At 59.9% G+C, this 24,656-nt stretch carries 22 protein-coding genes and 1 pseudogene; 7 read left to right on the top strand and 16 right to left on the bottom strand.

Features of this window, described 5'->3' with window-relative positions:
- Positions 1–2: 2 nt before the first annotated feature.
- Positions 3–740 carry an SDR family oxidoreductase gene (locus tag ACQKEN_RS17655; protein ID WP_427687431.1) on the top strand — a complete coding sequence of 246 codons (738 nt, stop codon included), beginning with the start codon at positions 3–5 and terminating at the stop codon, positions 738–740.
- Positions 741–961: 221 nt separating this feature from the next.
- Here the strand turns inward: ACQKEN_RS17655 and ACQKEN_RS17650 are convergent, their stop codons facing one another.
- Together ACQKEN_RS17650 and ACQKEN_RS17645 are read right to left on the bottom strand one after the other, a co-directional pair.
- Positions 962–1,978 (bottom strand): LacI family DNA-binding transcriptional regulator, encoded by a 1,017-nt coding sequence (locus tag ACQKEN_RS17650; RefSeq protein WP_427687429.1) that lies wholly within the window; start codon positions 1,976–1,978, stop codon positions 962–964.
- A 188-nt stretch (positions 1,979–2,166) separates the two neighbouring features.
- Positions 2,167–2,871: a hypothetical protein gene (locus ACQKEN_RS17645; protein ID WP_427687427.1), complete on the bottom strand. Its 705-nt coding sequence runs from the start codon at positions 2,869–2,871 to the stop codon at positions 2,167–2,169.
- Between the two features lie 374 nt (positions 2,872–3,245).
- On the opposite strand from ACQKEN_RS17645, the gene ACQKEN_RS17640 reads away from it, so the two are divergent.
- Positions 3,246–4,454 (top strand): MFS transporter, encoded by a 1,209-nt coding sequence (locus ACQKEN_RS17640; protein ID WP_427687425.1) that lies wholly within the window; start codon positions 3,246–3,248, stop codon positions 4,452–4,454.
- A 3-nt stretch (positions 4,455–4,457) separates the two neighbouring features.
- Positions 4,458–4,925, top strand: coding sequence for a metallophosphoesterase family protein (locus tag ACQKEN_RS17635; RefSeq protein WP_427687423.1), 468 nt, complete (start codon positions 4,458–4,460; stop codon positions 4,923–4,925).
- A gap of 153 nt (positions 4,926–5,078) precedes the next feature.
- On the opposite strand, the gene ACQKEN_RS17630 is transcribed toward ACQKEN_RS17635, so the two are convergent.
- The 4 genes and pseudogenes from ACQKEN_RS17630 to ACQKEN_RS17615 all read right to left on the bottom strand — a co-directional run bounded on the left by ACQKEN_RS17630 (position 5,079) and on the right by ACQKEN_RS17615 (position 8,626).
- On the bottom strand, positions 5,079–5,870 hold the full coding sequence (locus ACQKEN_RS17630) for a substrate-binding domain-containing protein (RefSeq protein WP_427687421.1): 792 nt from the start codon (positions 5,868–5,870) through the stop codon (positions 5,079–5,081).
- A gap of 173 nt (positions 5,871–6,043) precedes the next feature.
- On the bottom strand, positions 6,044–6,748 hold the full coding sequence (locus ACQKEN_RS17625; RefSeq protein ID WP_427687471.1) for a methyl-accepting chemotaxis protein: 705 nt from the start codon (positions 6,746–6,748) through the stop codon (positions 6,044–6,046).
- A 198-nt stretch (positions 6,749–6,946) separates the two neighbouring features.
- A pseudogene (locus tag ACQKEN_RS17620) lies at positions 6,947–7,852 on the bottom strand (methyl-accepting chemotaxis protein); the annotation flags it as partial.
- Positions 7,853–8,200: 348 nt separating this feature from the next.
- Positions 8,201–8,626, bottom strand: a complete 426-nt coding sequence (locus ACQKEN_RS17615; RefSeq protein WP_427687419.1) for a hypothetical protein — start codon at positions 8,624–8,626, stop codon at positions 8,201–8,203.
- A gap of 404 nt (positions 8,627–9,030) precedes the next feature.
- Here ACQKEN_RS17615 and ACQKEN_RS17610 point away from each other — a divergent pair, with 404 nt between their 5' ends.
- Positions 9,031–10,206, top strand: a complete 1,176-nt coding sequence (locus ACQKEN_RS17610; protein ID WP_427687417.1) for an acyltransferase family protein — start codon at positions 9,031–9,033, stop codon at positions 10,204–10,206.
- A gap of 23 nt (positions 10,207–10,229) precedes the next feature.
- Here the strand turns inward: ACQKEN_RS17610 and ACQKEN_RS17605 are convergent, their stop codons facing one another.
- Together ACQKEN_RS17605 and ACQKEN_RS17600 are read right to left on the bottom strand one after the other, a co-directional pair.
- Positions 10,230–11,468, bottom strand: coding sequence for a TIGR03862 family flavoprotein (locus ACQKEN_RS17605; protein ID WP_427687415.1), 1,239 nt, complete (start codon positions 11,466–11,468; stop codon positions 10,230–10,232).
- 195 nt (positions 11,469–11,663) lie between these two features.
- The gene (locus ACQKEN_RS17600; RefSeq protein WP_427687413.1) at positions 11,664–12,581 is read right to left on the bottom strand and encodes a histone deacetylase family protein; all 918 of its coding nucleotides are present in this window, start codon (positions 12,579–12,581) and stop codon (positions 11,664–11,666) included.
- Between the two features lie 127 nt (positions 12,582–12,708).
- Between ACQKEN_RS17600 and ACQKEN_RS17595 the strand changes: the two genes are divergently transcribed.
- From ACQKEN_RS17595 to ACQKEN_RS17585, 3 genes are all read left to right on the top strand, one after another.
- Positions 12,709–13,272, top strand: coding sequence for a GNAT family N-acetyltransferase (locus tag ACQKEN_RS17595; protein WP_427687411.1), 564 nt, complete (start codon positions 12,709–12,711; stop codon positions 13,270–13,272).
- Between the two features lie 128 nt (positions 13,273–13,400).
- Positions 13,401–14,270 carry an acyl-CoA thioesterase II gene (gene tesB / locus ACQKEN_RS17590; protein ID WP_427687409.1) on the top strand — a complete coding sequence of 290 codons (870 nt, stop codon included), beginning with the start codon at positions 13,401–13,403 and terminating at the stop codon, positions 14,268–14,270.
- Positions 14,267–14,866 (top strand): HAD family hydrolase, encoded by a 600-nt coding sequence (locus ACQKEN_RS17585; protein WP_427687407.1) that lies wholly within the window; start codon positions 14,267–14,269, stop codon positions 14,864–14,866. Before tesB ends, ACQKEN_RS17585 begins: the two co-directional genes overlap by 4 nt.
- 325 nt (positions 14,867–15,191) lie before the next feature.
- On the opposite strand, the gene ACQKEN_RS17580 is transcribed toward ACQKEN_RS17585, so the two are convergent.
- The 8 genes from ACQKEN_RS17580 to ACQKEN_RS17545 form a co-directional block, all read right to left on the bottom strand.
- Positions 15,192–16,181, bottom strand: coding sequence for an alpha/beta hydrolase (locus tag ACQKEN_RS17580; protein ID WP_427687406.1), 990 nt, complete (start codon positions 16,179–16,181; stop codon positions 15,192–15,194).
- A gap of 4 nt (positions 16,182–16,185) precedes the next feature.
- The gene (gene ypfJ / locus ACQKEN_RS17575) at positions 16,186–17,079 is read right to left on the bottom strand and encodes a KPN_02809 family neutral zinc metallopeptidase (RefSeq protein ID WP_108118882.1); all 894 of its coding nucleotides are present in this window, start codon (positions 17,077–17,079) and stop codon (positions 16,186–16,188) included.
- Positions 17,080–17,306: 227 nt separating this feature from the next.
- Entirely contained in the window at positions 17,307–17,687 is a 381-nt protein-coding gene (locus tag ACQKEN_RS17570; protein WP_146175883.1) for a hypothetical protein, read from the bottom strand.
- Between the two features lie 1,101 nt (positions 17,688–18,788).
- The gene (locus tag ACQKEN_RS17565) at positions 18,789–19,742 is read right to left on the bottom strand and encodes a hypothetical protein (protein WP_427687403.1); all 954 of its coding nucleotides are present in this window, start codon (positions 19,740–19,742) and stop codon (positions 18,789–18,791) included.
- Between the two features lie 9 nt (positions 19,743–19,751).
- Entirely contained in the window at positions 19,752–20,240 is a 489-nt protein-coding gene (locus tag ACQKEN_RS17560; RefSeq protein WP_427687401.1) for an Hcp family type VI secretion system effector, read from the bottom strand.
- 239 nt (positions 20,241–20,479) lie between these two features.
- Complete coding sequence (locus tag ACQKEN_RS17555; protein ID WP_427687400.1) at positions 20,480–21,772, bottom strand: MFS transporter; 1,293 nt, start codon at positions 21,770–21,772, stop codon at positions 20,480–20,482.
- Between the two features lie 336 nt (positions 21,773–22,108).
- Positions 22,109–23,200 (bottom strand): tRNA (uridine(54)-C5)-methyltransferase TrmA, encoded by a 1,092-nt coding sequence (gene trmA, locus ACQKEN_RS17550; protein WP_427687399.1) that lies wholly within the window; start codon positions 23,198–23,200, stop codon positions 22,109–22,111.
- A complete protein-coding gene (locus ACQKEN_RS17545; RefSeq protein WP_133776863.1) occupies positions 23,197–24,489 on the bottom strand; it encodes an NCS2 family permease in 1,293 nt (430 codons plus the stop codon). The genes trmA and ACQKEN_RS17545 overlap by 4 nt, the downstream gene beginning before the upstream one ends.
- Between the last annotated feature and the right edge of the window lie 167 nt (positions 24,490–24,656).

Here is a 24,656-nt window from a genome sequence, read left to right as displayed (position 1 = left end):
CTGTGAACACGGCTCAATTTGATTTCAGCGGCCAGCGCGTTCTGGTCACTGGCGCCAGCAGCGGCATCGGCTGGGAGGTCGCGCAGCAACTGCTGAACAGTGGCGGCGAGGTCTATGCCATGGGCCGCGATGCAGCGGCTCTGGAAAAACTTGCGGCGCAGGGCTGCCAGCCGTTGCGCGTGGACGTGGCGGATCAACAGACATTGGCCGCAGTGCTGGCGGACTTGCCAGTGATGCACGGCCTGGTCAACTGCGCAGGGATTTCCATACTGGAATCCGCGAGCGAGGTCAGCGCTGCGGCGTTCGATCAGGTCATGGCGGTCAATGTGCGCGCGGCAGCGATGATCGCGGGGGCGGTGGCGAAGAAGATGATCGCCGAAGGCGTGGCGGGGAGCATCGTCAATGTGTCGAGCCAGGCCTCGTTGGTCGCGCTGGACGATCACCTGAGCTATTGCGCCTCGAAGGGCGCGATGGATGCCATGACCCGTGTGCAGTGTGGCGAATGGGGTCGGCACGGGATTCGCGTCAACAGCGTCAACCCCACCGTGACGCTGACGCCCATGGCGCAGATGGCCTGGGGCGAGCCGAGCAAGCGCGACCCGGCGTTGGCGGCCATTCCCCTCGGCCGCTTCGCCGAAACTGCAGAAGTCGCGGCGCCGATCCTGTTCCTGCTCAGCAACGCGGCGTCGATGATCAGCGGCGTGTCGCTCCCGATTGATGGGGGATACACGAGCCGGTAGAACGCAACTCGCAATGGTAGGAGCGTGGCTTGTCCCGCGATCTGCCGGGCACCGGCAGCAAAGTCTGTCGACGCGGTGAAACAGAAATACCGCAGCGTCTGTCATCGCGACCGGTTCCCGGTCGATCGCGGGACAAGCCACGCTCCTACAGGGGACCGCGTCGAGTTGGGGAGGGTAAGAGTTTCACGGGAGAGGTTTGGCGATGAGTCGATAATAAAGGCTCACCCGCCAACGCCATTCTCCAACTCCCCGACAATCACCACCTGCGCCTTCGGCAGATGCCGATCCTCGATTCGCTCCATCAGCATCTTCACCGCGCTGCTTCCGGCCAGCGAGGCATCGTGGGCGATGCAGGCGATGGGGATGCCGAAGATATCGGCGAACGGCAGCCGGTCAATGCCGCAGATGGCCACGCTGTGGTGGGCGATATCGCGGTCACGCAGGGCTTTCATGGCACCCAGGGTGATGAGCTGGTTGAAGCCGAAAATCGCGTCCGGCACTGGATGGTCGCGCAGGTAATCCAGCGTGCTCTGGTGGGACGGCTCCAGCGTGTAGTCCCCGGCAAACACATCCAGTTGCACCGGCTTGCCGCTCTCGGCGATCGCCGCCTTCACGCCCTTCAGACGTTCCTCGGAAATCCGCGAATGCGCAGGGCCGGTCAGCACCAGCATGCGACGCATCGCCGGGCTCTGCGCCAGCAGGTAACGCGCGCCTTTCAGGCCGCTGTGATAGTTGTCGAGCACCACATGGCTGAACGGGCTGGCAGGCAAAGCGCGGTCCAGCTGCACCACCGGGATGTCGCCATTGCTCAGCCGGCTCAGATAGACCGGCTGGTACGCCGGCTCGTCCGACACCGGTGACAGCACGATACCGGCCACGCGATAACTGAGCAGCGTATCCACCGCTTTGGCTTCGAGTTCTTCGGAGCCGTCGGTGTCCACCAGCATGATGGTGTAACCGCGGGTTTTCGCCTCGCGGGAGATCGCCTTGATCATCTCGCTGTAGAAGGGGTTGTCCACCGACGCGGTAATGACACCAATGATCATGCTCTCGCTGCGCTTGAGGCTGCGGGCAAATGCATTGGGGACGTAGTCGAGTTCTTGCGCCACTTCCAGAATGCGCGCCAGGGTGGCGGGCTTGACCAGATCAGGTTTGTTCAGCGCCCGGGAAACCGTGACAGGCGTCATGTTCACGCGGCGGGCGATGTCGGAAATGGTAACGGGGGTTTTCTTGCTCATGGGCGATTGGCTGCCTGAAATCCGGGACAACCTGCGGGGCAGTCGCATCCCTCCAAAGAGTGCCAAGGCTAGCACGATGGAGGGCGCGAAAGGATGCCTGTCTCGGCGCGGATATCGAAACCGACGGCTTTATTTTTGGGCGCTGGCCAGGGGTTAACTGGCGGTCGGCCGCTGCGCCGACGCCAGATTCAGACGCTGGTTTCCAATGCCTGGGCGACAGCGCGATGTCTGGCTTTGACGGGCACGGAAATCTGCAGTTCGGTGAGCTCGTCAAAGCGCGAAAGATCGCGGCGCAGCTCCAGAAAATAGTCCAGCGCGCCGCCCAGGCAAATGCTGTAGGCCAGCAGTTCGACACCTTCTTCGACGGTGGTTTTCGCCAACCTCGCGTAGCCGCCCTGAAGGATGCCGTGCCACAGCGAGCCCATGCCGAAGAGTCGCGAGAAAATCAGCACCAACAGGCCGGCCATGATGAAACCGAACGCCGGACGCAGGGAAAAACGGGCGAGTCCCGAAACCACGTCGCGCCACGCGTTCTTGTAGCCCAAGGCCTTGTAGGCGCAGGTGCCCGCGGTGAGCAGAGCGGGCCACAGCCAGAAACTGTGACTGATCGGGTCAAACAACCCGTCGAGCTCACGAATGAGCATGCAGCCGAAGAAGCCACCCACCAGGATGCCGACGCCACGCTGCCCCGGCTGGCGCGCCGAGAGCCAGAACACCCCGGCGATAATCGCCAGCATGAGTTCCTGGCTGACTTCGGTGAACGAGGTTTCGAGGATGTCGGTCTTGGCGATGAAGATGTCGATGAACACCATGCCGATACTGAAGAGCGTGAGCGCCAACATGACGCCGAAGCGCGTCAGTGCTGATTTAACAAGTTGTAGATCGTTATTCACAAGTTTTTCACTGCTGAGCGGGTATTAAGGACGGGACTCTAAAGAACTTTCCCGGGTTAGCCAAACAGCGGATTAGTTCACTCCTTTAGTTATTCTCCCATTCCGTAAAAGTCTTTTGTGATATCCGGTATTGCGGTTTTTTAAACCTGCGTTTTCAGCCTGATTATCGCTTTGGTATTGTCGTGTTTGTACTTTCATCCGGGTCCGTGGGCGCGAAGCACGCAAAGTCAAAGTGTTTAAACTGATGATGAATATGTTCACGCATACTTCAAAAACGCCTGCTCAGGCACCCTCAATAACCCTCGCAGGTCTACCTTGCTCGATCTGTATCGGCGACACTGCGTACCTTGTTTATACCGGTGCCCGGAGCGCTCATGTCCTTGCCTGCTTCCTCTTCTTCTACGCGCGACTTCATCTTCGCCGCCTGCGCGTTGCTGATCGCCATGGTCGGCACCACGCTGCCCACGCCGCTGTATGCGCTCTATCAACAGCGGCTCGGCTTCGACGCAAGCTGGCTGACCATTATTTTCTCGATCTACGCGGCGGGCGTTATTGCAGCGCTGCTGGCGGTGGGCAGTTGGTCCGATCAACTGGGGCGCAAGCCGTTGTTGCTGGCGGGGCTGGCGATGGGGGCGGTCAGCGCGGTGATCTTTCTGTTCAGCGATTCGATTGGCGGCCTGCTGATCGGACGGCTTTTTTCCGGCTTCAGCGCGGGCATCATGACCGGCACCGCCACCGTGGCCGTCATTGAACTGGCCCCCAAGACCTGGAAGAACGCCACGCTGGTGGCCACCGCCGCCAATATGTTCGGCCTTGGTATCGGGCCTTTGCTGGCTGGCTTTACTTCGCAGTTTCTGCCAGATGCGCTGCACTTGGTGTTTTATGTGCACTTGGTGATGCTCGTGCTGGCGACGGTTGGTATCGCGTTGATTCGCGAAACCGTGCAGCGTCCGGCGACCCTGAAACTGGGCATTCAGAAGCCTTCCGTTCCGGCCTCCGTGCGCAGCGTGTTTATCTCCGCGTCCATCGCCGGACTGGCGGGTTTCAGCGTGGCGGGACTGTTCACCAGCATGGTGCCGTCGGTGATGATTCACGTCATGCACGAGCAAGGCGGGCTGTTGATCGGGGCGGTGATCGGCTTGTTTTTCGTCGCGTCGATCATTGGCCAGGCCTTGCTGCAGGTGCTGCCGAAGGACCGGCACATGACGCTGGGCTGTCTCGGGTTGATCGCCGGCATGATTTGTCTGGGGCTGAGCATTGCCACGTCGCAGTTGGGGCTGTTGATCGCGGCGGGTCTGGTGGCAGGCGTCGGGCAGGGCATGATCCTGCGCGCCGGCATGGGCGCGGTCACGGCCAGTAGCCCGCCCGATCAGAAGGCAGCGGTCACTTCCGCGTTCTTCGTCGTCCTTTACGTGTCGATTTCCGTGCCGGTGGTGGCGGTGGGTTTCAGCGTGCGCGTGTTTGGTCTGGAGCATGTGGGCGAGTTCTTCGCCGCGCTGGTGGCCGTAGTTGCCTTGCTCGCGATGATCAGCATGAAGCGCGTGCAATCGAAACAGACCGCCATGTCGGCGCCGGGGAGCTGAACGATGAGCGTAAAAGTCGGCTTGATCTCGGACACCCACGGCCTGCTTCGCCCTCAGGCACTGGAAGCGTTGCAGGGCTGCGACTACCTGATCCACGGTGGCGACATCGGCAAGCCGGAGATCCTCGACGCGTTGAAGGCCATCGCGCCCCTCACGGTGGTGCGAGGCAACAACGACACCGACGACGTCTGGGCTTGCGACGTGCCCTATGAAGCGACTTTGCGGATCGGCGATGTCGCGATTTACACCACGCACATACTGGCCGAGGTGCCGAAATCACTGCCAGAGGAGGTGCGCGTCGTGGTCACCGGGCACTCCCACCGGCCCTTGCAGCAGATGCGCGACGGTGTGCTGTTCATCAACCCGGGCAGCGCCGGACCGCGACGGTTCAAATTGCCGATCACCGTGGGCATGCTGCACATCGAGGGTGATGACGTGCGCGGTGAGCTGATCGAGCTGGCGCTCACATAAGCCCGGCGTGTCTTGGTCTCGCTTCTGCCGACAGGCGTAGGAGCGCGCTTGCCCGCGATGGCGTTCTGGATAAGAAATCCCTGTCGCCTGGCACGCCGCGCTCGCCAGCAAGCCGGCTCCTACAGATGTGATCGCGTTCGCCGAATATCCCGGTTACTTCGCGATCGGGTCCAGGCCGCTGGCCTTGATCGCCGGCGCGGCTGCCGACGAGCTCAGGAACTCCAGAAACTGTTTGGCCTGTTCAGGGTGCTTGCTCTGGGTGACGACGCCCGCAGAGTAGAGAGTCATCTGCTGCGCCTGGTCAGGGATCAGGCCGATGATGTCGATGCCGTCCACCGGCTTGAGCTCGCTCAACTGCTGAAAGCCAATCTCGGCGTCGCCCCGTGCGAGAACTTCGCCGACGGGCTCGGCGGGAATCATGCGGCTTTTGCTCTGGATCCGGTCGGCGATGTGCATCTGGCTGAACAGCACGCGGGACAGGTACACGCCGCTGGCGCTGTCCGAATAGGCGATGCTTTTGGCGTCCAGCAGGGTCTGCTTGAAGGCTTCCATGGTGCTGATGTCAGGGTGCGGCGCACCGTGGCGCACGGCCATGGCGATATAGGATTTGCCCAGATCAACGCGGGTTTTCGGATCGACCTTGCCGTCCTTGATCAACTTGTCCAGCGCCGCACCCACCATCAGCACCACGTCGGCCGGCTCATGGCGGGCCAGTCGGTTGGGAATGGCCTGGGGCGTCGCGCCCATCGATGGCGCCACTTCGCCTTGCAGCTTCACGCCGGCGCGCTGTTCGTAATCGGGGGCAACAGCCTTGAACGCACCCATGATGCCGCCGGAACTCAGGACGATCAGTTGGACAGGTGCAGGGGCGGTAGCGGCGTGGGAAAAAGCGACTGGGACGAGGGAGAGGGCGGCACTGAGGAGATACGGCAACATTCTTTTCATGGAGATAAACCCGGCGTTGGAGATGAATATGACGAAATAAAACAGCGCGGGCAGTATGTGGCAATTGTGGGATCAGTAAATCCCTTTCTTGCCAGTGCACCCGCACTGTTCGTCTTCAACCCCTTGCACCGCCTGCGCCGGACGGCTTTTCGCCCGACGCAGATAAAGCGGGTTTACACCTTGAAGTGACTGACCAGCATTTGCAGCTGATTGCCCAAGCGGGCGAGCTCGACACTGGACGCAGCGGTCTCTTCGCTGGCGGCGGCCGTCTGTTCGGACACGTCGCGCACATTGATAATGCTGCGGCTGATCTCTTCGGCCACCGAGCTTTGTTGCTCGGCAGCGGCGGCGATCTGCTGGTTCATGGCCTGAATGTTCGACACCGTTTGGGTAATGCTTTCCAGCGACGTTCCGGCCTTGCGCGTCAGGGCGACAGAGCTGTCAGTCAAATTGCGGCTGCTGAGCATAATCTCCGAGACCTGGCGCGTACCGTTTTGCAGCGCGGCGACCAGACCTTCGATTTCCTCGGTGGATTGCTGGGTGCGCTGCGCCAGGCCACGGACCTCGTCGGCGACCACGGCAAAACCGCGACCGGCTTCACCGGCACGGGCGGCCTCGATGGCAGCGTTGAGGGCCAGCAGGTTGGTCTGCTCGGCAACGGCCTTGATCACGTCCATGACCTTGCCGATCTTGTCGCTTTCCTGTTCCAGCACGGACATCGCGTCAGTGGAACGGACCACTTCGTCGGCCAGTTTTTCGATCTGCACGATCGCTTCGCCCACCACTTTGTCGCCCTCGCGCGCTTGCTTGTCAGCGGCAGAAGCGGCGACCGATGCCTGTTCGGCGTTGCGCGCCACCTCATGAACGGTGGCTGACATTTCGTGCATCGCGGTGGCGACCTGGTCGGTTTCCACTTTCTGGCTGTTGACCCCGGCGCTGGTCTGTTCAGTCACGGCCGATAACTCTTCAGCAGCGCTGGCGATTTGCGTGACGCTGTCACGGATGCCGCCGATCAGTTCACGCAGCGTAGCGCCCATGCGCTGTATGCCCATTTGCAGAACGCCCAGTTCATCTTTGCGGGTCACGACCATGTCGTGGGACAAATCGCCAGAGGCAATGCGATCAACCACGGCCAGAGTCTGCTGAAGCGGACGGGTGATCTGACGAGTAATGATAATCGCCGCCAGCGTGCCGAGAATCAGCGCCAGGAGCGTGCCGGCTAATTGCAGCGTGCGCGCCTGCTGGGTGTCAGCCTGGCCCAGGGTGTTCTGCAGATCAGTGAGCTGTTGCGCCAGCTTGACAATGACACCCTGTTCCTCGGTCATCTCCGCGCGCGCAGCATTGATATTGCCGGCGGCGAGCTTGAAACCCTGCACCGAGTTGCGATAGCCGATCAGCGCCGCTTCAAGCTGCTTCAGGCGCTCGGCCTGAGTGCCGCCAAACATGGCGTTGAGTGGCGCGAGGCCGTCAAGGGCGGCGGTCAGTTGGCGCATGGCCGCTTCTTCAGTCTTGGCCGAGACGCTGGCGGTGTAGCCGCGCACTTCGTAGCGCACCAGCATTACGTCTTCGCGGGCCTTAATGACGGCCTGATACTGCTCTAAACGACGTTCATCCGTAGGTTCGAGCTTCATCACATCATCGTTGATCGCGGCAATCAGGTCGGCTGCTTTTACCGCGTCGACGCCCATGCTATCGCGCACCCCGGCGCTCGCTTGGTAGGCCTCGCGCATTTTTTTCAACGAGGCCTCATAAGCGCTGATCTGCTCGCCCATCGTTTTGATCAGCGGGACATTCTGTGGGTTAGTGAAGGTTTTTTGCAGAAATTGCTGCTGCGCCTTGAATCCGTCGAGCGCAGTCTGAACGCTTTGCGCGGCCACTTCGTCGCCGTTGCTGAGCATGTATTGCAGGCGCGTTACCCGCAGGTCGGTGAGCTTCTGGCTGAGCTTGTTGATATCGCCCACCCATTGGCTGCGTAAGCTCATCTGGCCCAGGCTGTTCCACCCCACCAGGGCCAGCAGCGCTGTTAATACAAGTACGACGCCGAAGCCGAGGGCTAGCTTCTTATTGACGCTGATGTTGGCCATCCAACTGTTCATTCCATTTCTCCAGAATCCGTAAATATTTGAAATCGTCAGCTGGAGGGTTTTTGTTATGGAAACCAGCACAACATTCATGTGTACGAATGCATCGGCAGGTTGGGGAGAATCTGAAACCGATATCAGAATTGTCCGACAGTCGTGTCCGAGGTGGGCTACAGGCAGGAGAAAACGCGGGGCCCAGAAACAATCAAGCCCGGCAATGGCCGGGCTGGGGGAGGAGCGGGGTGTCGATCAGCTCAGGCGGCTGGCACCTGCGTGGTCTGCACCATCAGCGGCAATACGACCCAGTTGGGTGTGGGACGAACCATTTTCGGCAACGCGGTTTGCACCCACGCGGTCAGCACCGTCAGCGGCAACGCGGTTTGCACCAACGCGGTCAGCACCGTCAGCGGCAACACGGTTTGCACCCACGCGATCAGCACCGTCAGCGGCAACGCGGTTTGCACCAACGCGGTCAGCACCGTCAGCGGCAACGCGGTTTGCACCAACACGATCAGCACCATCAGCGGCAACGCGATTGATGTTGGTGTGGGAAGAACCGTTTTCAGCGACGACGGGCGCGTTTACAAATTGAGCGGCATCAACAGCGGGGAGGGCGAAAGCGCTGGTTGCCAAGACAGAGAAGGCCAGGCCAAGGATCAGTGTGTTGGTTTTCATGGGGGTTGCTCCAGTACGTTTGATGAGTGGGTGACTCGGTATGGAGCTGATGTTACTCGCCGCAAAATTAATCAGAACTCAATACGATTGGTAGCGAACATCGTCGGCGTTGATAGTTGATCCAGCGGTGGCTCGTCCCGATGCCGGCGCTGTTGTCTTGCGCGTGCATGCTGCAAGGCTGGCAGCAAAACATTGACGGGCGACGCTGATGTAGCGACTTCCCATCCGGTGCGTGACCAGCTGGTCACCTTTGTGAAACGCTGGCGTCAATCTTTGCGCCGTCGTTTGTATCGGACATGAAATATTTCAACTGTTGATAAGTCGGCCAACCCCCTACCGTGTAAAGGCCGCGAGACTTCGCTGCCGCCGAGGGCGTTTTCTCAATCAGGACGGGACGTTGGGCCATGGGATCAGTTCAGCGATTTACCACGCTAGACAGCTTCAGGGGTGTTTTCGCCTTGCTGGTGGTGTTCTATCACCTGCATGTCGTGGGCGCTTTCATTGAGCTGCCGTTTTTTCGCAGAGCTGACATCCTCCTCAACTTCTTCTTCGTGCTGAGCGGTTTTGTCCTGGCCCACTCCTATGGGCTGAAACCGCAGTTCGGCTTCAAGCGTTTCGTCATCTCGCGCCTGTTCCGCCTGTACCCGCTGCACGTGGTGATGCTGCTGGTGTTCATCCTCTTTGAAGGGGTGCGTTGGGCGGCCTGGAAGAAAGGCTTCACCCTCAACAACGTGCCGTTCACCGGGCTGTTCGACACGTCAGAGATCCTGCCCAATCTGCTGCTGGTGCAAGCCTGGACGCCGCTCACCGAAACCATGTCGTTCAACTACCCGTCGTGGAGCATCAGCATCGAGTTCTACATCTACATGCTGTTCGGTGCGTTGTGCCTGCTTTCGTTGAGAAGCCGCTTTCTGATGTTTGCCTGCGTGGCTGTTGTTGCATTCACGATGATCTTTACCGACAACGAACCGCTGGTCTGGCGCGCGATGCTGGGTCTGTCCTGCTTCTTCGCCGGCAATATCACCTACCTCGCCTACCTGTTGGTTCGCGACCGATTCGTGCCGGTGCGCTGGCTGATGACGGTGCTCGAAGTCGCGCTGACGTGCACCACGTACTGGATGGTGATGAACGACTACAGCGACCGCTCACCCATTGCCAGCCTGACGTTTTGCGTACTAGTGCTGGTGTTCGCCTTCGAGGCCGGGCTGGTTTCCACTTTTCTGAAAACCGCCGTGTTCAGGCTGCTGGGCAAGTTGTCATACTCCATCTACATGACCCACGCTGCGCTGCTGTTTTGTCTGTCCACGGTATTCATCGTGGCGCAGAAGCTCACCGGTCGAGATCTGTCGCCAATGATCAACGGCCAGCGTTTCATGGACACCGGTTCAGAACTGGGCAACAACGCGCTGGTGGTCGCAGTGACTCTCGTGGCGATTGGCCTGGCTGCCCTGGCTCATAAATACATCGAGCTGAAGGGCGTTGAGTTGGGCAAGTGGGTGACCGGGGCCTCGAACGGCAAGGCGCCGGTCAAGCAGGGCATCGGCGGTGGCCTAAAGCCGCAGGTCGATCGCGCGGCGTGATTCCCCATTGGTTGCGCTGAGCCTTACTCGCGGCGCAACCAGTCAACCATCCCCAGCCCTGCCGCGCGGCCGCTGGCGAAGCAGGCGGTCAGTAGATAGCCGCCGGTGGGCGCTTCCCAGTCGAGCATCTCGCCGGCGCAGAACACGCCGGGCAGCGAGGGGATCATCAGGTGATCGTTCAGTGCTTCGAACGTCACCCCGCCCGCCGTGCTGATGGCTTCATCCAGCGGGCGCGGCTTGATCAGTGTCAGTGGCAAGGCCTTGATCGCCAGCGCAAGCAGGGCGGGATCCGCGAACGTCGCAGCGGGGGTGAGCTCACGTAACAGCGCCGCTTTTACCCCGTCGAGGCCCAACTGGCTGTGCAGATGCTTGGACATCGAGCGTGAACCGCGCGATTTGCTCAAGGCCTTTTGCACCTCGGCCACGGTTTTGCCGGGTAGCAGATCAATCTCGACCGTGGCCGAGCCCGATTGATTGATCGCCTCACGGATCTGCGCCGACAGGGCGTAAACGAGGCTGCCCTCAACACCGGTCTGCGTGATCACGCATTCGCCCAGCCGCAAGGTCTGGTCTCGCAGTCCCATCGCGATGTTCTTCAGCGGCGCGCCGGCGAACTTGCTGCGCAGCAGTTCGCTCCAGGCCGAGACGTCGAACCCGCAATTGGCGGCTTGCAGCGGCGCGATCCTGACCCCGCGTTCTTCAAGCAGTGGCACCCACGCGCCATCCGAACCCAGCCGCGACCAACTGGACCCGCCCAACGCGAGCAGCGTGGCGGCAGGGTTCAGGGCGAGTTCGCCATCGGGACCGGATATGCGCAACGTATTGTCGGCATTCCAGCCCAGCCATCGATGACGGGTGTGGATAACTACGCCGGACTCACGCAGGCGCTTGAGCCAGGCGCGCAGCAGTGGCGCAGCTTTCATGTCGGTGGGGAACACGCGGCCCGAACTGCCGACGAAGGTCTGGATGCCCAAACCGTGAATCCACTCGCACAGCGCCTGCGCGCCGAAGCTGCGCAGCAGCGGCGCGATCACCGGGGCGCGTTCGGCATAGCGGGAAACGAACGCAGGCGACGGCTCGGAGTGGGTAATGTTCATGCCGCCCACGCCAGCCAGCAGAAACTTGCGCCCGACCGAGGGCATGGCGTCGTAGAGATCCACCTTGAGCCCCGCTTGGCTCAGCACTTCAGCGGCCATCAGGCCGGCAGGTCCGCCGCCGATGATGACGACTGTCTGAGTGCTTGAGGTGGCGGGTAACGTCATGGCTGGGCGGACACTGGTGGAAAGAGGGGCGCGCATTCTACGCGAGCTTCATGAAACGCGGCCAGCCTGTGGAAAACTTTTTGATCAAAAAACGTACAGCGTGCGCCAGACCCAGTGTTATCAGGGGATCATGCCCTTGCACTCAGGTTATCCACAGGCGGTTCCACAGGGGATGTGGGTAAGTTCTGTGATCGCTCACAGCCCGCGCTCTACCCACACGCGCTGGGCACTGTGGTGCAGAATCCCGTGCCGCCGGGCGAGCGCTTCCCGGTCCTTGCTGTAGCCACCGCCAATCACGCCCATCACCGGAATGTCCCGGCCCAGGCAATGGCGCATCACCGCCTCGTCACGGCGGGCAACCCCTCCGTCGGTCAGCTGCAAATACCCCAGCGCATCGTCCTTGTGCACATCGACGCCGGCGTCGTAGAGCACCAGATCAGGCTGATACAGCGGCAACAGGTAATTGAGGGTGTCGTCGACCACCGTCAGGTAATCGTCGTCACCCATGCCCATTGGCAGTGGGATGTCCCAGTCACTTTGGGCCTTGCGCGCGGGGAAGTTTTTTTCACAGTGCAGCGACACGGTGATCGCGTCATCGGTGTGTTCGAGAATCCGCGCAGTACCGTCGCCCTGATGCACGTCGCAATCAAAAATCAACACACGGTCGACGCGCCCACTTTGCAGCAGGTACTGACTGATGATTGCCAGGTCGTTGAAGATGCAGAACCCGGCCGGGTAATCGTAATGCGCATGGTGGGTCCCGCCCGCCAGGTGGCAGGCCAGGCCGTGTTGCAGCGCCAGTTCCGCCGTCAGCAGCGAGCCACCTACCGCGCGTACCGTACGTCGGGCCAGGTCCTCGGTCCACGGCAGGCCAAGGCGCCGTTGATCTTCCCGTGACAGCGCACCTTCCATGTAACGGCTGATGTAACCAGGGTCATGGGCCAGCGCGAGGATGTCCGTTGGGCAGACGTGCGGGCGAAACAATTGAGCATCTGTTGTCAGGCCGGTGTCGATAAGGTGATCGCGCAGAAGCCGGAACTTGTCCATCGGGAAGCGATGGTCGGGCGGAAAGTCCGGGCTGTAGTCTTCGTGATAAACAAGGGGCAGGGGCATGGTGTGCACGCGTCTGGTTCGAAGGGGAATCTTGCCAGTTATGACGACCACCGCACAGCGGTTTGCCTGAGCGGGAAGATCGTCGGCCGGTAGGGAATTTGAAAGCCGAGGCACAGGGAGACGATCGATGGAGCCGATTCTTGAGCTCAACAGCGCACGCTTGTTGATGCGTCAATGGCGAGATGATGATTTGCCGGCTTTCGCGCAGATGTGCGCCGATCCACAAGTGATGCGCTACTTTCCGCAGCCCTTGAGCCGTATGGAAAGCGCCAAGCTGATCGGCCGTGTGCGCGGGCATTTTGCCGAGTACGGTTTTGGGTTCTGGGCCCTTGAACGCAAGGACACCGGCGAATTTATCGGTTTCACCGGCTTGAGCGTGGTGGGCTTTGAAGCGGCATTCACGCCTGCGGTGGAAATCGGTTGGCGCCTGGCTCGCGAGCATTGGGGCCTGGGCTACGCCAGCGAAGCCGCCTGGACGGTTCTCGGCTGCGGTTTCGAGCACCTGGATCTAGATGAAATCGTGGCGTTTGCCGCGGTCAACAATCTGCCCTCGCAGAAGGTCATGCAGGCCATCGGCATGCGTAACTATCCGGCTGACAATTTCGATCATCCTAAATTGCCCGACGGCCATCCACTCAGGCCCCACGTGTTGTATCGAATCAACCGACAAGGCTGGCTGGCGACCCTGTGATTCGTTGCGGGAATCGGGCTACAAACCTCTGTATCATTTCGTCCCACTTCCATCTGCGCCGACCTTCGGCGCCCATGGCCTGATTGATGTGATGACGGTCGGCGAGACGACCGTGTGAGGAACCCCGAATGAGTCACGTGCTGGATGATCTGGTGTCGCTGTTGAGCCTGGAGCCGATCGAAGAAAACCTCTTTCGCGGACGCAGCCAGGACCTTGGTTTTCGCCAGCTGTTTGGCGGTCAGGTGCTGGGTCAGTCGCTGTCGGCGGCGAGCAAGACGGTTGAAGACGCGCGCCATGTGCATTCACTGCATGGCTATTTTTTGCGCCCAGGTGACGCGCACCTGCCGGTGGTGTATCAGGTCGACCGGGTCCGTGATGGTGGCAGTTTCAGCACGCGCCGGGTGACGGCCATTCAGAAGGGGCAGCCGATCTTCACCTGCAGCGCCTCGTTTCAGTACGACGAAGAGGGCTTTGAGCATCAGACTCAAATGCCACAAGTAGTCGGTCCGGAAAGCCTGCCGTCGGAGCTTGAACTGATGCGCCAGCGCGAGCACCTGATTCCGGAACACATGAAGGACAAACTGCTGTGTCCCAAGCCCATCGAATTCCGGCCGGTCACGGAGTCTGATCCCTACAACCCGAAGCCTGCGGACCCGGTGAAATACGTGTGGTTTCGCGCCGACGGCACGCTGCCCGACATCCCCGCGTTGCACCGCTACATGCTCGCCTACGCGTCGGATTTCAACCTGTTGACCACGTCGTTGCTGCCCCACGGCAAGACGGTCTGGCAGAAAGACATGCAGATCGCCAGCCTCGATCACTCGCTGTGGTTCCATGGCGAACTGCGCGCTGACGACTGGCTCCTTTATGCGATGGACAGCCCATGGGCCGGCAATTCACGCGGGTTTTCCCGTGGCAGCGTGTTCAACCGCGCTGGCAAGCTCGTGGCTTCGGTCAGTCAGGAAGGTTTGATTCGCCACCGTAAGGATTGGTCATGAGCCTCACACAGGTACGCCACTGGGTATTTGACATGGACGGCACGCTGACCGTCGCCGCCCATGATTTTCCGGCCATCAAGCGCGCGCTGGATATCCCCCAGGAGGACGACATTCTCGGTCATCTCGCCGCGCTGCCTGCCGATGTGGCGGCGGCGAAACACGCCTGGCTGCTGGAGCACGAGCGCGCATTGGCGATTGAGTCCAAACCCGCGACGGGGGCTGTCGAGTTGGTGAGGGAGCTGGCGGGGCGGGGTTATCGTCTCGGTATTCTGACTCGCAACGCCCGGGAGCTTGCCCACGTGACACTGGACGCCATCGGCATCGCCGACTGCTTTGCGGTGGACGACGTGCTCGGTCGAGACGAAGCCGCGCCCAAACCTGATCCGGGTGGCCTGCTGAAACTTGCGCACGCGTGGAATGTGCAGCCTTCGGATATGGTGATGGTGGGGGACTATCAGTTCGACCTGGCCTGTGGTCGAGCGGCCGGCACTCAGACCGTGTTGGTCAATCTGCCGGAAAACCCGTGGCCAGAACTGACCGACTGGCATGCGGCGGATTGCGTGGCGTTGCGGGAGATGATTGGCGCGAGTCGCTGATGCGGCGGCGTTTAATCGGTAAGGTCCGGCGTGCGGCAAATCCTTTCTAGGAGCGCGCTTGCCCGCGAAGGCGTCTTGTCAGGAACATCGATGGCGACTGACACACCGCGATCGCGGGCAAGCGCGCTCCTACAGGTTTCGCGGCGCCTCTAAACTTCGGTTTAGACGCTGATCCAATTGTAGGAGCGCGCTTGCCCGCGAAGGCGATCTTGCTGCGACACCTTTGTCGCCTGACTAGACTCGTTCGCCAGCAAGCCGGCTCCTACAGGGAATTGATGCAAGGCGCGAAGGCGTTATCGCCCAGCGCCTCCCTCAAAACACTAAGTCAATTAGCCTTAAAAAGCGCCGTCTGCCCTTCAGGTGACGTGAAGATCGCGTCGCCGTTGTGCCCGACGTTTTTCACTTCCACCAGGCGTTGATTCAAGCCTTCCGGATGACGCTTGGTCAGGTAATCGAAGTAGTTGTGACCACGGGCCAGACGCTGCGGCCCCTGGGCTTCGGCACCGCAATCCTTGTCCAGCGCAGGATGGTCCGGATCGGTGTCCAGTTCGCCCAACAGATATGTGATGTCCCGCTTTACGTACGCAGCCTCCAGCTCGGCCGGTGTTTCCTTGCCAGCATAGGCTGGCAGCTTGTTCAGCCCGTACTTCCAGGTGTCGAAGGTCGGGCAGCTCGCCGCATCGACCGGCACCGGCCGGGTCGCGTCGAAATAAGCGTAAGAGGATGGATTGGCGATCACGTAGCGCAGCTTGATGCCTTCCTTCTTCAGCAATGCATCTTCTTTGCCACCGATCATCGCGTAGCGCTGCACCACTTGAGCACCGCCGGAATGGCCAGCGATGACGATCTCCTTCAGGTTGGGAAACAGCTTGCTGTCGCTCAGACGCTTGAGGATGTGATCGATGACCACAAAGGAACTGACCGGTTTGGGTCCCATGGACTTTTCGCCAGCCATCCAGTCATTGGCGTGCCAGCGCAGCACTGAGTCGGGGAGGCGGTGTGCAGCGATGTCTTTTTCATCGAGAAATTGCGGCGCGATCAGCAGCGTTTTCGAGCGCTGCCGTGACTGGTTGGCCGCGCGCTCGACACTGCGCAGGTAGGTTTGCGCGTTACGCAGCCGACCGTGAAAAACAATGACAACCTGCTGGACCTGCGGGCTGGGACGAACCCAGCTCTGGCTCAGGCCGAGGGTGGCCTGGGTCGTCCCGTTGATCTGCAGCCGGTCGGGGCTTATGGATTTAACCGCCTGATCCGCCGCATGAGCATTGAGGCTCATCAGGGTGCCCAACAACAGGATCGAAAGCGGTTTCATCATGTGATCAGAGGCTCTTGGCGGCGAACGTATCGCATTGGTTGATTTGTCCCTGGGCAAAACCTGTCTTGAACCAGCGGACCCGCTGGGCAGAGGTGCCGTGGGTAAACGAGTCTGGCACGACCCGGCCCTGACCCTGTTGCTGCAAGCGGTCGTCGCCAATGGCGTTGGCGGCGTTCAGCGCTTCTTCAATATCACCCGGCTCCAGCCAGTTCAAACGCTTTTGTGCGTTGTTGGCCCAAACACCTGCCAGGCAGTCAGCTTGCAGCTCCTGACGCACCAGTAAACCGTTGTCACCTTCCATTTTCATGCCGCGTTGGCGGGCGGCGTCAACTTTAGCCGAAACCCCCAGCAAGGTCTGCACATGATGGCCAACTTCGTGAGCAATCACGTACGCCTGAGCGAAATCTCCCGCCGCTTTGAATCGCTGACTCATTTCACGGAAAAACTCCATGTCCAGGTACACGCGCTGGTCAGCCGGGCAATAGAACGGACCGCTCGCCGAAGATGCCGAGCCACAAGCCGACTGCACCCGACCGCTGAACAGAATCAGCGTCGGCGCCTTGTACTGGCTCCCCATTTGCTGGAACACCTGCTGCCACGTGTCCTCGGTGTCGCCCAGGATGGCGCGCACGAAATCGGCCTGCTCGTCATTGGCCGGTGGCGCCTGGCGCGTTTGCGGATTGACCGCGGCGGTCTGCTCCGAACCCATCTGGCCGGTGATCTCGCCCAGAATCCGCATCGGGTCCTGCCCGGTCAGCAGGCCGATTGCGACGATGATCACGATCCCGCCAAGCCCCAACCCCTTGCCGCCAATGCGCATCCCGCCGCCACCGCCACCCCCGGTATCGCCACGTGCGTCCACGACGTTGTCACTGCGACGTCCTTTTTTCCATAGCATGGGGGAATCCTCTTTTGGTCGTGTGGGAAGTGTAGACGGCGGGCGTACGACGTCTGGTCTGCTGGACTAAGAGAGGAGGGGAGGAGGAATAGTTCGCGAATCGGTTCTTCAGAGGTATCGCTGACCTGCAAAGCTTGTTGATGGAGGTTGGCAGCTCAGTACCTTAATTTTCGTTTTTCAATCTGCGGAGAAGTAGACCCATGCCAAGGCAGCGCCCTTTGAGTGCGCTAATGAGGGGCGCGAAAATAATAGAGCAGTCCGCTACTCACACTGATGAGAATCATCGAGCCATAAATTATCCGCACTCCCCAAAGCAGTCGGCGAGGTAATTTGAGAAGCTTTTGCCTGGGAATGCGCTCCTGCCTCCAGAAAATTTCAGGTGCGACTGCGACCAGCATTACGAAGGTTTCCCTCATTCTTCGTCCGAACAGGCTGTCTCCGTAGAAATCTCTATTCAATGAAAACATTTCAATATCGCATAGGTGGTTTTCGATTTTTTCCAAGTTGATGTAGAAGAAGATGTAGTAGCCGGCGAGATGCAAGGCCGTGATCACTGTCAAAATGAGTGCCAGTAGTCCGGTAGGGATATCTACCATTACTGCGCCCATTCATAGAGATATTCGTCGGTCATTTCTGTCACTTCTCTCACTGTGCTTTGATAAAGGCATAAAGTCCGATCATGCACACAAATACTGTGTTTAGATTGATGTAGAGCCAGAGTATCCAGGCCCTTAAATGTGGTGGCACTCTTAAGTTTGCGTCTTTTGAAATATCTCCACGGAGGTACATCAAATGCGGAAAAGTAAGGAGGACAGTCCCCATGTTCATGCGCATCTGTCTTCCGATAATGCCGTCGCCCCACATCCTTCGAGCATCAGATATGCATCTGCAGTCATTTAGATAACTTTCAATTACCTCTATTTTTCTGTAGCAAAAAATTGTCATCGCTAAGGCGGTCGCGATCATCCAAAAGGACATTGCCATTGACAGTAGGTCAATTAATAGATGCATTGTTCAAGGTACCCAGTCATAAACCAATTCGCCCGTAACCTCGCCAAAAGCCTCACCGATTTTGCCGCCGCCGAACCCTCCAACCAGTCCACCAATTATTCCGCAGCCAAGAACGCTCAGCCCACTCAAGGGGGCTACAAACACGGCGATGCTAAAGTTGGTAAACGCATAGGCCCCTGCGGCTGGGCTGGTTGATGAACTCCGGCCGGGCAATCGGTATTCCGCGTGCTACCGACAGTAGGTACAGCCAATCAATGTCTTCCAGTGTTTTCTGTCATTTTCGCTGCAGCAACTATCTTGCTCGTCAGTTCAAACCCTTCAGGTTGTAGGCTCTCAACGGTTTTTTATTACCCACACTAATACGGCCAGGCAGAAACAATTAACGAAAAGCCAACCGTAAATTACCCAAATCCACCATTTCAGATGGCGAGGAACACAGAGGTGCGCATTTCTTGGGGCATGGCCCCGCCGGTACATCTCCCTGGGCAGCGTAATCACTGTCACAACCATATTTAATCGCATGTGCCTGCCAATTAATCCCCCTTGCCAAAGAGCCCTTGTGTCACTGATGCACTTGCAGTCAGACAGCAGGCTTTCAAGGTGGTTAATGTATTTGTGAGTGAACCAAATCATTACGAAGATATTGATCCACATCGATGTTATTAAAATTAGCCCCAGGGGACCCGTTGGGTGTGGGCTCATTTCGGCATCCACTCGTAGATCATCTCGCCGAAGTCTTCGCCCACGATCTCGCCGCCAACCCCACCGCCGTAGCCCCCTATCATTCCACCAACAATGCCGCATCCCAATGCGCCTATTCCTCCAGTAGGGGCTCCCAATATCGCCATGCAAATGGGCCCAATAACTACAGCCCCAGCAGAGCCCCCTGCCATCCCTCCCACAACGCCGGATACCAGCTTGATCCCTCCAACGTACTTCGCTTTGGTGCAATCATCCGCCCGCCCCAGGGAGCAAGCTTCTCTAAGCTCAAGGTAAGCCGAAAAACTGCTAAGTCCGATCCCAATCGCCGTCCCATGCTTCAACAACTTAGCCGCCTTGGCTATCTTCGCAACTCGCTCTGCATATCCTTGAATCTCGCCCGTATGCAGATAACTCTTGGTCGACAACCCCAGCATCTTCTTTAGAGAGCCTCTTTTGCGTAAGCCCGTCCCCCAGCGGGCAATGCCTTCCAATTGCTTATCAAGCGTGGCAAACAGAGCTCGCCGCTGGTTGATGAATTCCTGCCGGGCAATGGGTGTTCCGCGCGCCAGCGACAATTTGTAAAGCCGCTCGATCTCTTCCAGGGTTTTCTTCACACCCTCCAAGTGCTTTCCCCAACTCCCGGTAGCCGCGCCAATACCCAGTGATCCGTAACTGAGCATGTTCTGCAGCAGGTCGTAGTTCTCGATGAGCTGGCTGCCCGCGCCTTTCACTTGACGATGGACGTTACGCGCCAGGTTCATCAGCTCGTTTTCTTCGGCTGTGAGAGTGCCGTTTGAACCGTCGCTGACAATCACCAGCTGGCCCGGCATCACCACAACGTTTCGGATATGTGCGTTAAGCACATCGAACTTCGCACCTCCGCCCACCCGGTTCTTGAGTGTGAAGTAGGTCTGTATGCGGTCATTGATAAACACATAGGGCTTGGACACGGGCTGTCCTCAGCTAAAGCGCTTGTTGGCGATGCGATCCCAGCCGCCGGTGACGTTGCCGGCTGCCGCGCCATCGCTGCGTTTCTGCTGGGTGTACAGGATGCGGACGCGGCCGAAGTTGATTTGCACGTGTTCCAGGGGCTCGCCGCTTTCACCGCTTTGGCTGAAGTCAGAAATGATGACTTCTTCGAGGCGCACTTCGTAGTACTTGAGTTTGTCGCCTCCCGCGCGGTACAGGCACAAGGTCAGGTCCTTGATGTGCGTGCCCGCGCAACTGGCCTCAAACAACGAAGCACTGGATTTGTCCAGGCGCTTGCTGAAGCTGAAGTCGCTGAGGCTGGCCCGTCCCGAACCTGCGCCGCCGTTTGAGCTGGCGGTGGCCGAAGTGCTTTGGCTGACGCCGAAGTCGTAGGCGACGATTTCCATCCAGCCTTTGTGTCGCTCGTCCAGCGACTCGCCTTCGATCCCGTCCAGTTTGATGAATCCGTCAAATGCCATGTGTTTCGTCCTTGCTGAGTTCAGGTCCAGCAAGGATAGGGAGCGTATTCGTGGCTTTGAAGCGTCAAGAGGGGGGGCAAAAGTACGATTCGGACTGGTCCTACGCTGGAGCCATAGCACGTCTTACGGAAGATTCCGTCACGGGTGATGTTCGCGGCAGTGATCGGTCGAAAAGGTGGGAAATAGCCGTATTCGCTGCTGGCGCAGAGGGTGCGCGCCAACAGCTAAAACCACATGGGTCAGACCCTCGCCGTCTGCTTCTCGGTGGTCTCGACCGGCGAGGCATCGGCGAAGTGGTTCACCTGGCGCAGGGCCTTGAAGCCAACCATCCAGGCGCCAACGACACCCAGTGTGCACAGGCCGCCGATGATCGCGGCGGGCACGGCACCCCACAGCGCTGCGCTGCTCCCGGCGCGGAATTCGCCCAGCTCGTTGGACGAACCGATAAACAGCATATTCACCGCATTGACCCGTCCGCGCATGTCGTCCGGCGTCGAGAACTGCACCAGCGTGGAGCGGATGTAGACGCTGACCATGTCCGCCGCACCGGCAATCATCAAAGCGAGCAGCGACAGCCAGAACAAGGTCGACAGGGCGAACACCAGATTGGCGACACCGAACACGGCGACGGCGATGAACATGACCAGACCGACGTGTCGATCAAAAGGCCGGAAGCTCAGGTACAGACCGGTGCTGACCTCCCCCAGACTCATTGCACTGCGCAGCGCGCCCAGCCCTTGCGGCCCCAGGTGCAGCACTTCATGGGCATAAATCGGTAACAGCGCCACCACGCCGCCGAGCAGCACGGCGAACAGGTCCAGGGAAATGGTGCCGAGGATGATCGGCCGCGAGCGGATGAAGGCGATGCCCGCGGTAAAGCGCTTCCAGGCCGTGGACTCGAGAATCTGCTTCTTGCCGGCATAGAGCACCGGCACGCGGATCAGCAACAGTACGCCAGCGATGAAGCTGGCCATGCACACTGAGTAGGTCAAACCGCCGCCGCCCGCTGCATATAAGCCGCCGCCGACCAGAGGCCCGGCGATGGTGGCAATGCGCATGATCATGCTGTTGGTGGCGATGGCCGAGGCGAGTTTTTCACGCGGGACGACTTGTGGCAGCAGGCTCTGCAACGCCGGCCCGGTGAACGCTCGCGCGCAGCCGAACAGGGCGAGGGTGGCGTAAATCAGCCGCGTGTCCTGATGGTGCGTGACCGAGAACAGCATCAGCATCAGGCTGCACACCGCTTGGACCGACCAACTGATGGTCAGGATCAGCTTGCGATCGTAGCGGTCGATGAGGTCGCCGGCCGGCATCAACAGCAGCAGCATGGGAATGAACTGCGCCAGGCCGACATAGGCCAGGGAGATCGGGCTGCGGGTCATGTCGTAGACCTGCCAGGCGACCACGACCGCCTGAATCTGCATGGCGAAGACGGCAGCGAGACGTGCGGTCAGGAAGGCGAAAAAGCCGGGCAGCCGCAGGGCGCTTTTAGCGGAAGACTCAGAGGACGGGGCGGGCGATTCGGAGCTCAAGGCAAGGCATCCATCGAAGCGAAAGACGGCCGAGAGTTATACACCGGTCTGGCGCAGTGCGCCGCTAGCTGTCAGGAATTTAATGATGGATGGTGCGGGATATGCTGCGTGCGCATGGATGTGATGCGGGCGCTGGCGGTTACCTCAATTCCCTGCTGAAGCCGGTCCCATTCAAACACCATTTCCTGCTGAAGCCGGTTCTGCTGACACCTCGCTCTGTAGGAGCCGGCTTGCTGGCGAACGCGGAGTGTCAGACACATTGATGTCGACTGACGCCCTGCGTTCGCCAGCAAGCCGGCTCCTACAAAGGCAGGTAATGCCAACAGTTGGCCCAAATCATGCTGAGCGGCGAACCAGCAAAACCCCTGACTCCATATGATGCGTATACGGAAACTGATCAAACAGCGCGCAGCGCTCGACCCGGTGGGTGTCGTGCAGCTGTGCGATGTTGGCGGCCAGGGTTTCCGGGTTGCATGAGATGTACAGGATACGTTCGAAACGTCGCGTCAGCTCGCAGGTGTCCGGGTCCATGCCGGCGCGGGGCGGGTCGACGAACACGCTGCCGAAGTCGTAGCTTTTCAGGTCGACACCGGCCAGACGACGGAACGGGCGCACCTCATTCAGGGCTTCGGTCAGCTCTTCAGCCGACAGGCGCACCAGCGACACGTTATCCACACCGTTGTCCGCCAGGTTGCTCAGTGCTGCGTTGACCGAGGTCTTGCTGATCTCGGTCGCCAGCACCTTACGCACGCGGGTCGCCAACGGCAGCGTGAAGTTGCCGTTGCCGCAATACAGCTCCAGCAAATCATCGTCGCGGTCGCCCAGCGCGTCATACGCCCAGCTCAGCATTTTCTGGTTCACCGTGCCGTTGGGCTGGGTGAACGCGCCCTCCGGCTGGCGATAGCTGAATGTGCGGCCGGCGACTTCCAGCTGCTCGGTCACGTAATCGCGGCCAATCACCAGACGTTGCCCCTTTGAACGGCCAATCACGCTGACCTTCAGATCAGCCGCCAATTGCTCGGCCTCGACTTGCCAGGCGTCATCCAGCGGGCGGTGATAGCACAGGGTGATCATGCCGTCGCCGGCCAGCGTGGTCAGAAAATCCACCTGGAACAGTTTGTGATTGAGCGTTTTGCTCGCTTCCCAGCGATCCCGCAGCACCGGCATCAGTGCGTTGATCTGCTGGCTGGCGATGGGGAACTCGTTGATCAGGATCGGCGTGTGCTTGTCCCCCGGCGCGAACATGGCGTAGTGACGCTTGCCGTCGTCGCGCCACAGGCGGAACTCGGCGCGCAGGCGGTAATGCTCGCGCGGCGAATCGAAGACCTGAGGCTCGGGCGCCTCGAAAGGCGCCAGCAGCTCGCGCAGGCGCGCGGCCTTCTCATCGAGCTGAGCGGTGTAGCTTGCAGGGTCGAACGTAGAACTCATGGATAAAAGCCCAGCTTGATCACGAACAGAATCGACAGCACGACCAGCGCCGAATTCAGCTCGCGGCCCCGGCCCGACAACAGCTTGATCACGGTCCAGGAAATGAAGCCAAAGGCGATGCCGTTGGCAATCGAGTAGGTGAATGGCATGGCCAGTGCGGTGATCACCACCGGTGCCGCTTCAGTAATGTCGTCCCAGTTGATTTCGGCCAGGCCCGAGGTCATCAACACGGCCACGAACAGCAGAGCAGGGGCGGTGGCGAATGCCGGAACGCTGCCGGCCAGCGGAGCGAAAAACAGCGCGAGCAGAAACAGCACGGCAACCACAATGGCCGTCAGGCCGGTCCGCCCACCGGCGCTCACGCCCGCAGCCGATTCGATGTAACTGGTGGTGGTCGAAGTGCCCAGCAGTGAGCCGGCCATTGCCGCGGTGCTGTCGGCGATCAGCGCACGGCCCATCTTCGGCATGTGGCCGTCCTTGCCCATCAGGCCAGCGCGCTTGGCGACGCCGATCAGGGTGCCGGAGTTGTCGAACAGGTCGACAAACAGGAAAGAGAAAATCACGCTGACCAGACCGATGTTCAGCGCGCCGGGAATGTCCAGCTGCAGGAAGGTCGGTGCCAGCGAAGGCGGCATCGACACCACGCCGCCAAACGGCGAGAAGCCCATCACAATAGAGATGATGGTGACGGCCAGAATGCCGATCAGCACGGCGCCGCGTACTTTCAGGGCTTCCAGGGCCACGATCAGCGCGAACCCCAGGGCCGCAAGAATGGGCGCCGGTTTGGCCAGATCGCCCAGGCCGACCATAGTCGCCGGGTTAGTGACCACGATGCCGGCGTTGTGCAGCGCAATCAGCGCCAGGAACAGGCCGATACCGGCGGCAATGGCCGAGCGCAGCGGCAGCGGGATGCTGTTGATGATCCATTCGCGGATGCGGAAGATCGACAGCAGGAAAAACATCACTGCCGAAATGAACACCGCGCCCAGCGCCACCTGCCAGGTGTGGCCCATGTGTAGCACGACGGTGTAGGTGAAGAAGGCGTTCAGGCCCATGCCCGGCGCGAGCGCGATCGGGTAGTTGGCGATCAGGCCCATGACCGTGGAGCCGATGGCGGCGGCCAGACAGGTCGCGACGAAGATCGCGCCCTTGTCCATGCCGGTTTCGCCAAGGATGCTCGGGTTCACGAACAGGATGTAGGCCATGGCCAGAAAGGTCGTGACCCCGGCCAGAATTTCGGTGCGCACATTGGTGTTATGTGCCCTGAGTTGAAACAACCGCTCCAGCATTTAAGGCTCCCCGGTGACGCTCCGCGTCATTTATGTAGTCGACTGAAACAGCAAAGCACAGCTCACCGAAACGGCTTGCACAAATTCTGCCAGTTGCAAAAAGCCGCGCATCATACCAGCAGCTCCGGGCGATGGGGCCTGGTGCATGTCGTCGGATTGCAAATGTC

Source organism: Pseudomonas sp. NPDC078416 (genome assembly GCF_050268485.1).
Lineage (GTDB): Bacteria > Pseudomonadota > Gammaproteobacteria > Pseudomonadales > Pseudomonadaceae > Aquipseudomonas.
The sequence above is the reverse complement of the archived record's forward strand: the minus strand, read 5'-3'. Positions and strand labels throughout refer to the sequence as shown.

Excerpts from the sequence above, each read along its gene's own strand:
- ACQKEN_RS17615 (WP_427687419.1), bottom strand. The coding sequence starts at position 8,626 with ATGAAAACCAACACACTGATCCTTGGCCTGGCCTTCTCTGTCTTGGCA.
- ACQKEN_RS17580 (WP_427687406.1), bottom strand. The coding sequence starts at position 16,181 with ATGATGAAACCGCTTTCGATCCTGTTGTTGGGCACCCTGATGAGCCTC.
- ACQKEN_RS17545 (WP_133776863.1), bottom strand. The coding sequence starts at position 24,489 with ATGCTGGAGCGGTTGTTTCAACTCAGGGCACATAACACCAATGTGCGC.
- trmA (WP_427687399.1), bottom strand. The coding sequence starts at position 23,200 with ATGAGTTCTACGTTCGACCCTGCAAGCTACACCGCTCAGCTCGATGAG.
- ACQKEN_RS17625 (WP_427687471.1), bottom strand. The coding sequence starts at position 6,748 with ATGTCAGCCACCGTTCATGAGGTGGCGCGCAACGCCGAACAGGCATCG.
- ACQKEN_RS17585 (WP_427687407.1), top strand. The coding sequence starts at position 14,267 with ATGAGCCTCACACAGGTACGCCACTGGGTATTTGACATGGACGGCACG.
- ACQKEN_RS17560 (WP_427687401.1), bottom strand. The coding sequence starts at position 20,240 with ATGGCATTTGACGGATTCATCAAACTGGACGGGATCGAAGGCGAGTCG.
- ACQKEN_RS17605 (WP_427687415.1), bottom strand. The coding sequence starts at position 11,468 with ATGACGTTACCCGCCACCTCAAGCACTCAGACAGTCGTCATCATCGGC.
- tesB (WP_427687409.1), top strand. The coding sequence starts at position 13,401 with ATGAGTCACGTGCTGGATGATCTGGTGTCGCTGTTGAGCCTGGAGCCG.
- ACQKEN_RS17635 (WP_427687423.1), top strand. The coding sequence starts at position 4,458 with ATGAGCGTAAAAGTCGGCTTGATCTCGGACACCCACGGCCTGCTTCGC.
- ACQKEN_RS17640 (WP_427687425.1), top strand. The coding sequence starts at position 3,246 with ATGTCCTTGCCTGCTTCCTCTTCTTCTACGCGCGACTTCATCTTCGCC.
- ypfJ (WP_108118882.1), bottom strand. The coding sequence starts at position 17,079 with ATGCTATGGAAAAAAGGACGTCGCAGTGACAACGTCGTGGACGCACGT.
- ACQKEN_RS17570 (WP_146175883.1), bottom strand. The coding sequence starts at position 17,687 with ATGGGCGCAGTAATGGTAGATATCCCTACCGGACTACTGGCACTCATT.
- ACQKEN_RS17630 (WP_427687421.1), bottom strand. The coding sequence starts at position 5,870 with ATGAAAAGAATGTTGCCGTATCTCCTCAGTGCCGCCCTCTCCCTCGTC.
- ACQKEN_RS17600 (WP_427687413.1), bottom strand. The coding sequence starts at position 12,581 with ATGCCCCTGCCCCTTGTTTATCACGAAGACTACAGCCCGGACTTTCCG.
- ACQKEN_RS17610 (WP_427687417.1), top strand. The coding sequence starts at position 9,031 with ATGGGATCAGTTCAGCGATTTACCACGCTAGACAGCTTCAGGGGTGTT.
- ACQKEN_RS17595 (WP_427687411.1), top strand. The coding sequence starts at position 12,709 with ATGGAGCCGATTCTTGAGCTCAACAGCGCACGCTTGTTGATGCGTCAA.
- ACQKEN_RS17650 (WP_427687429.1), bottom strand. The coding sequence starts at position 1,978 with ATGAGCAAGAAAACCCCCGTTACCATTTCCGACATCGCCCGCCGCGTG.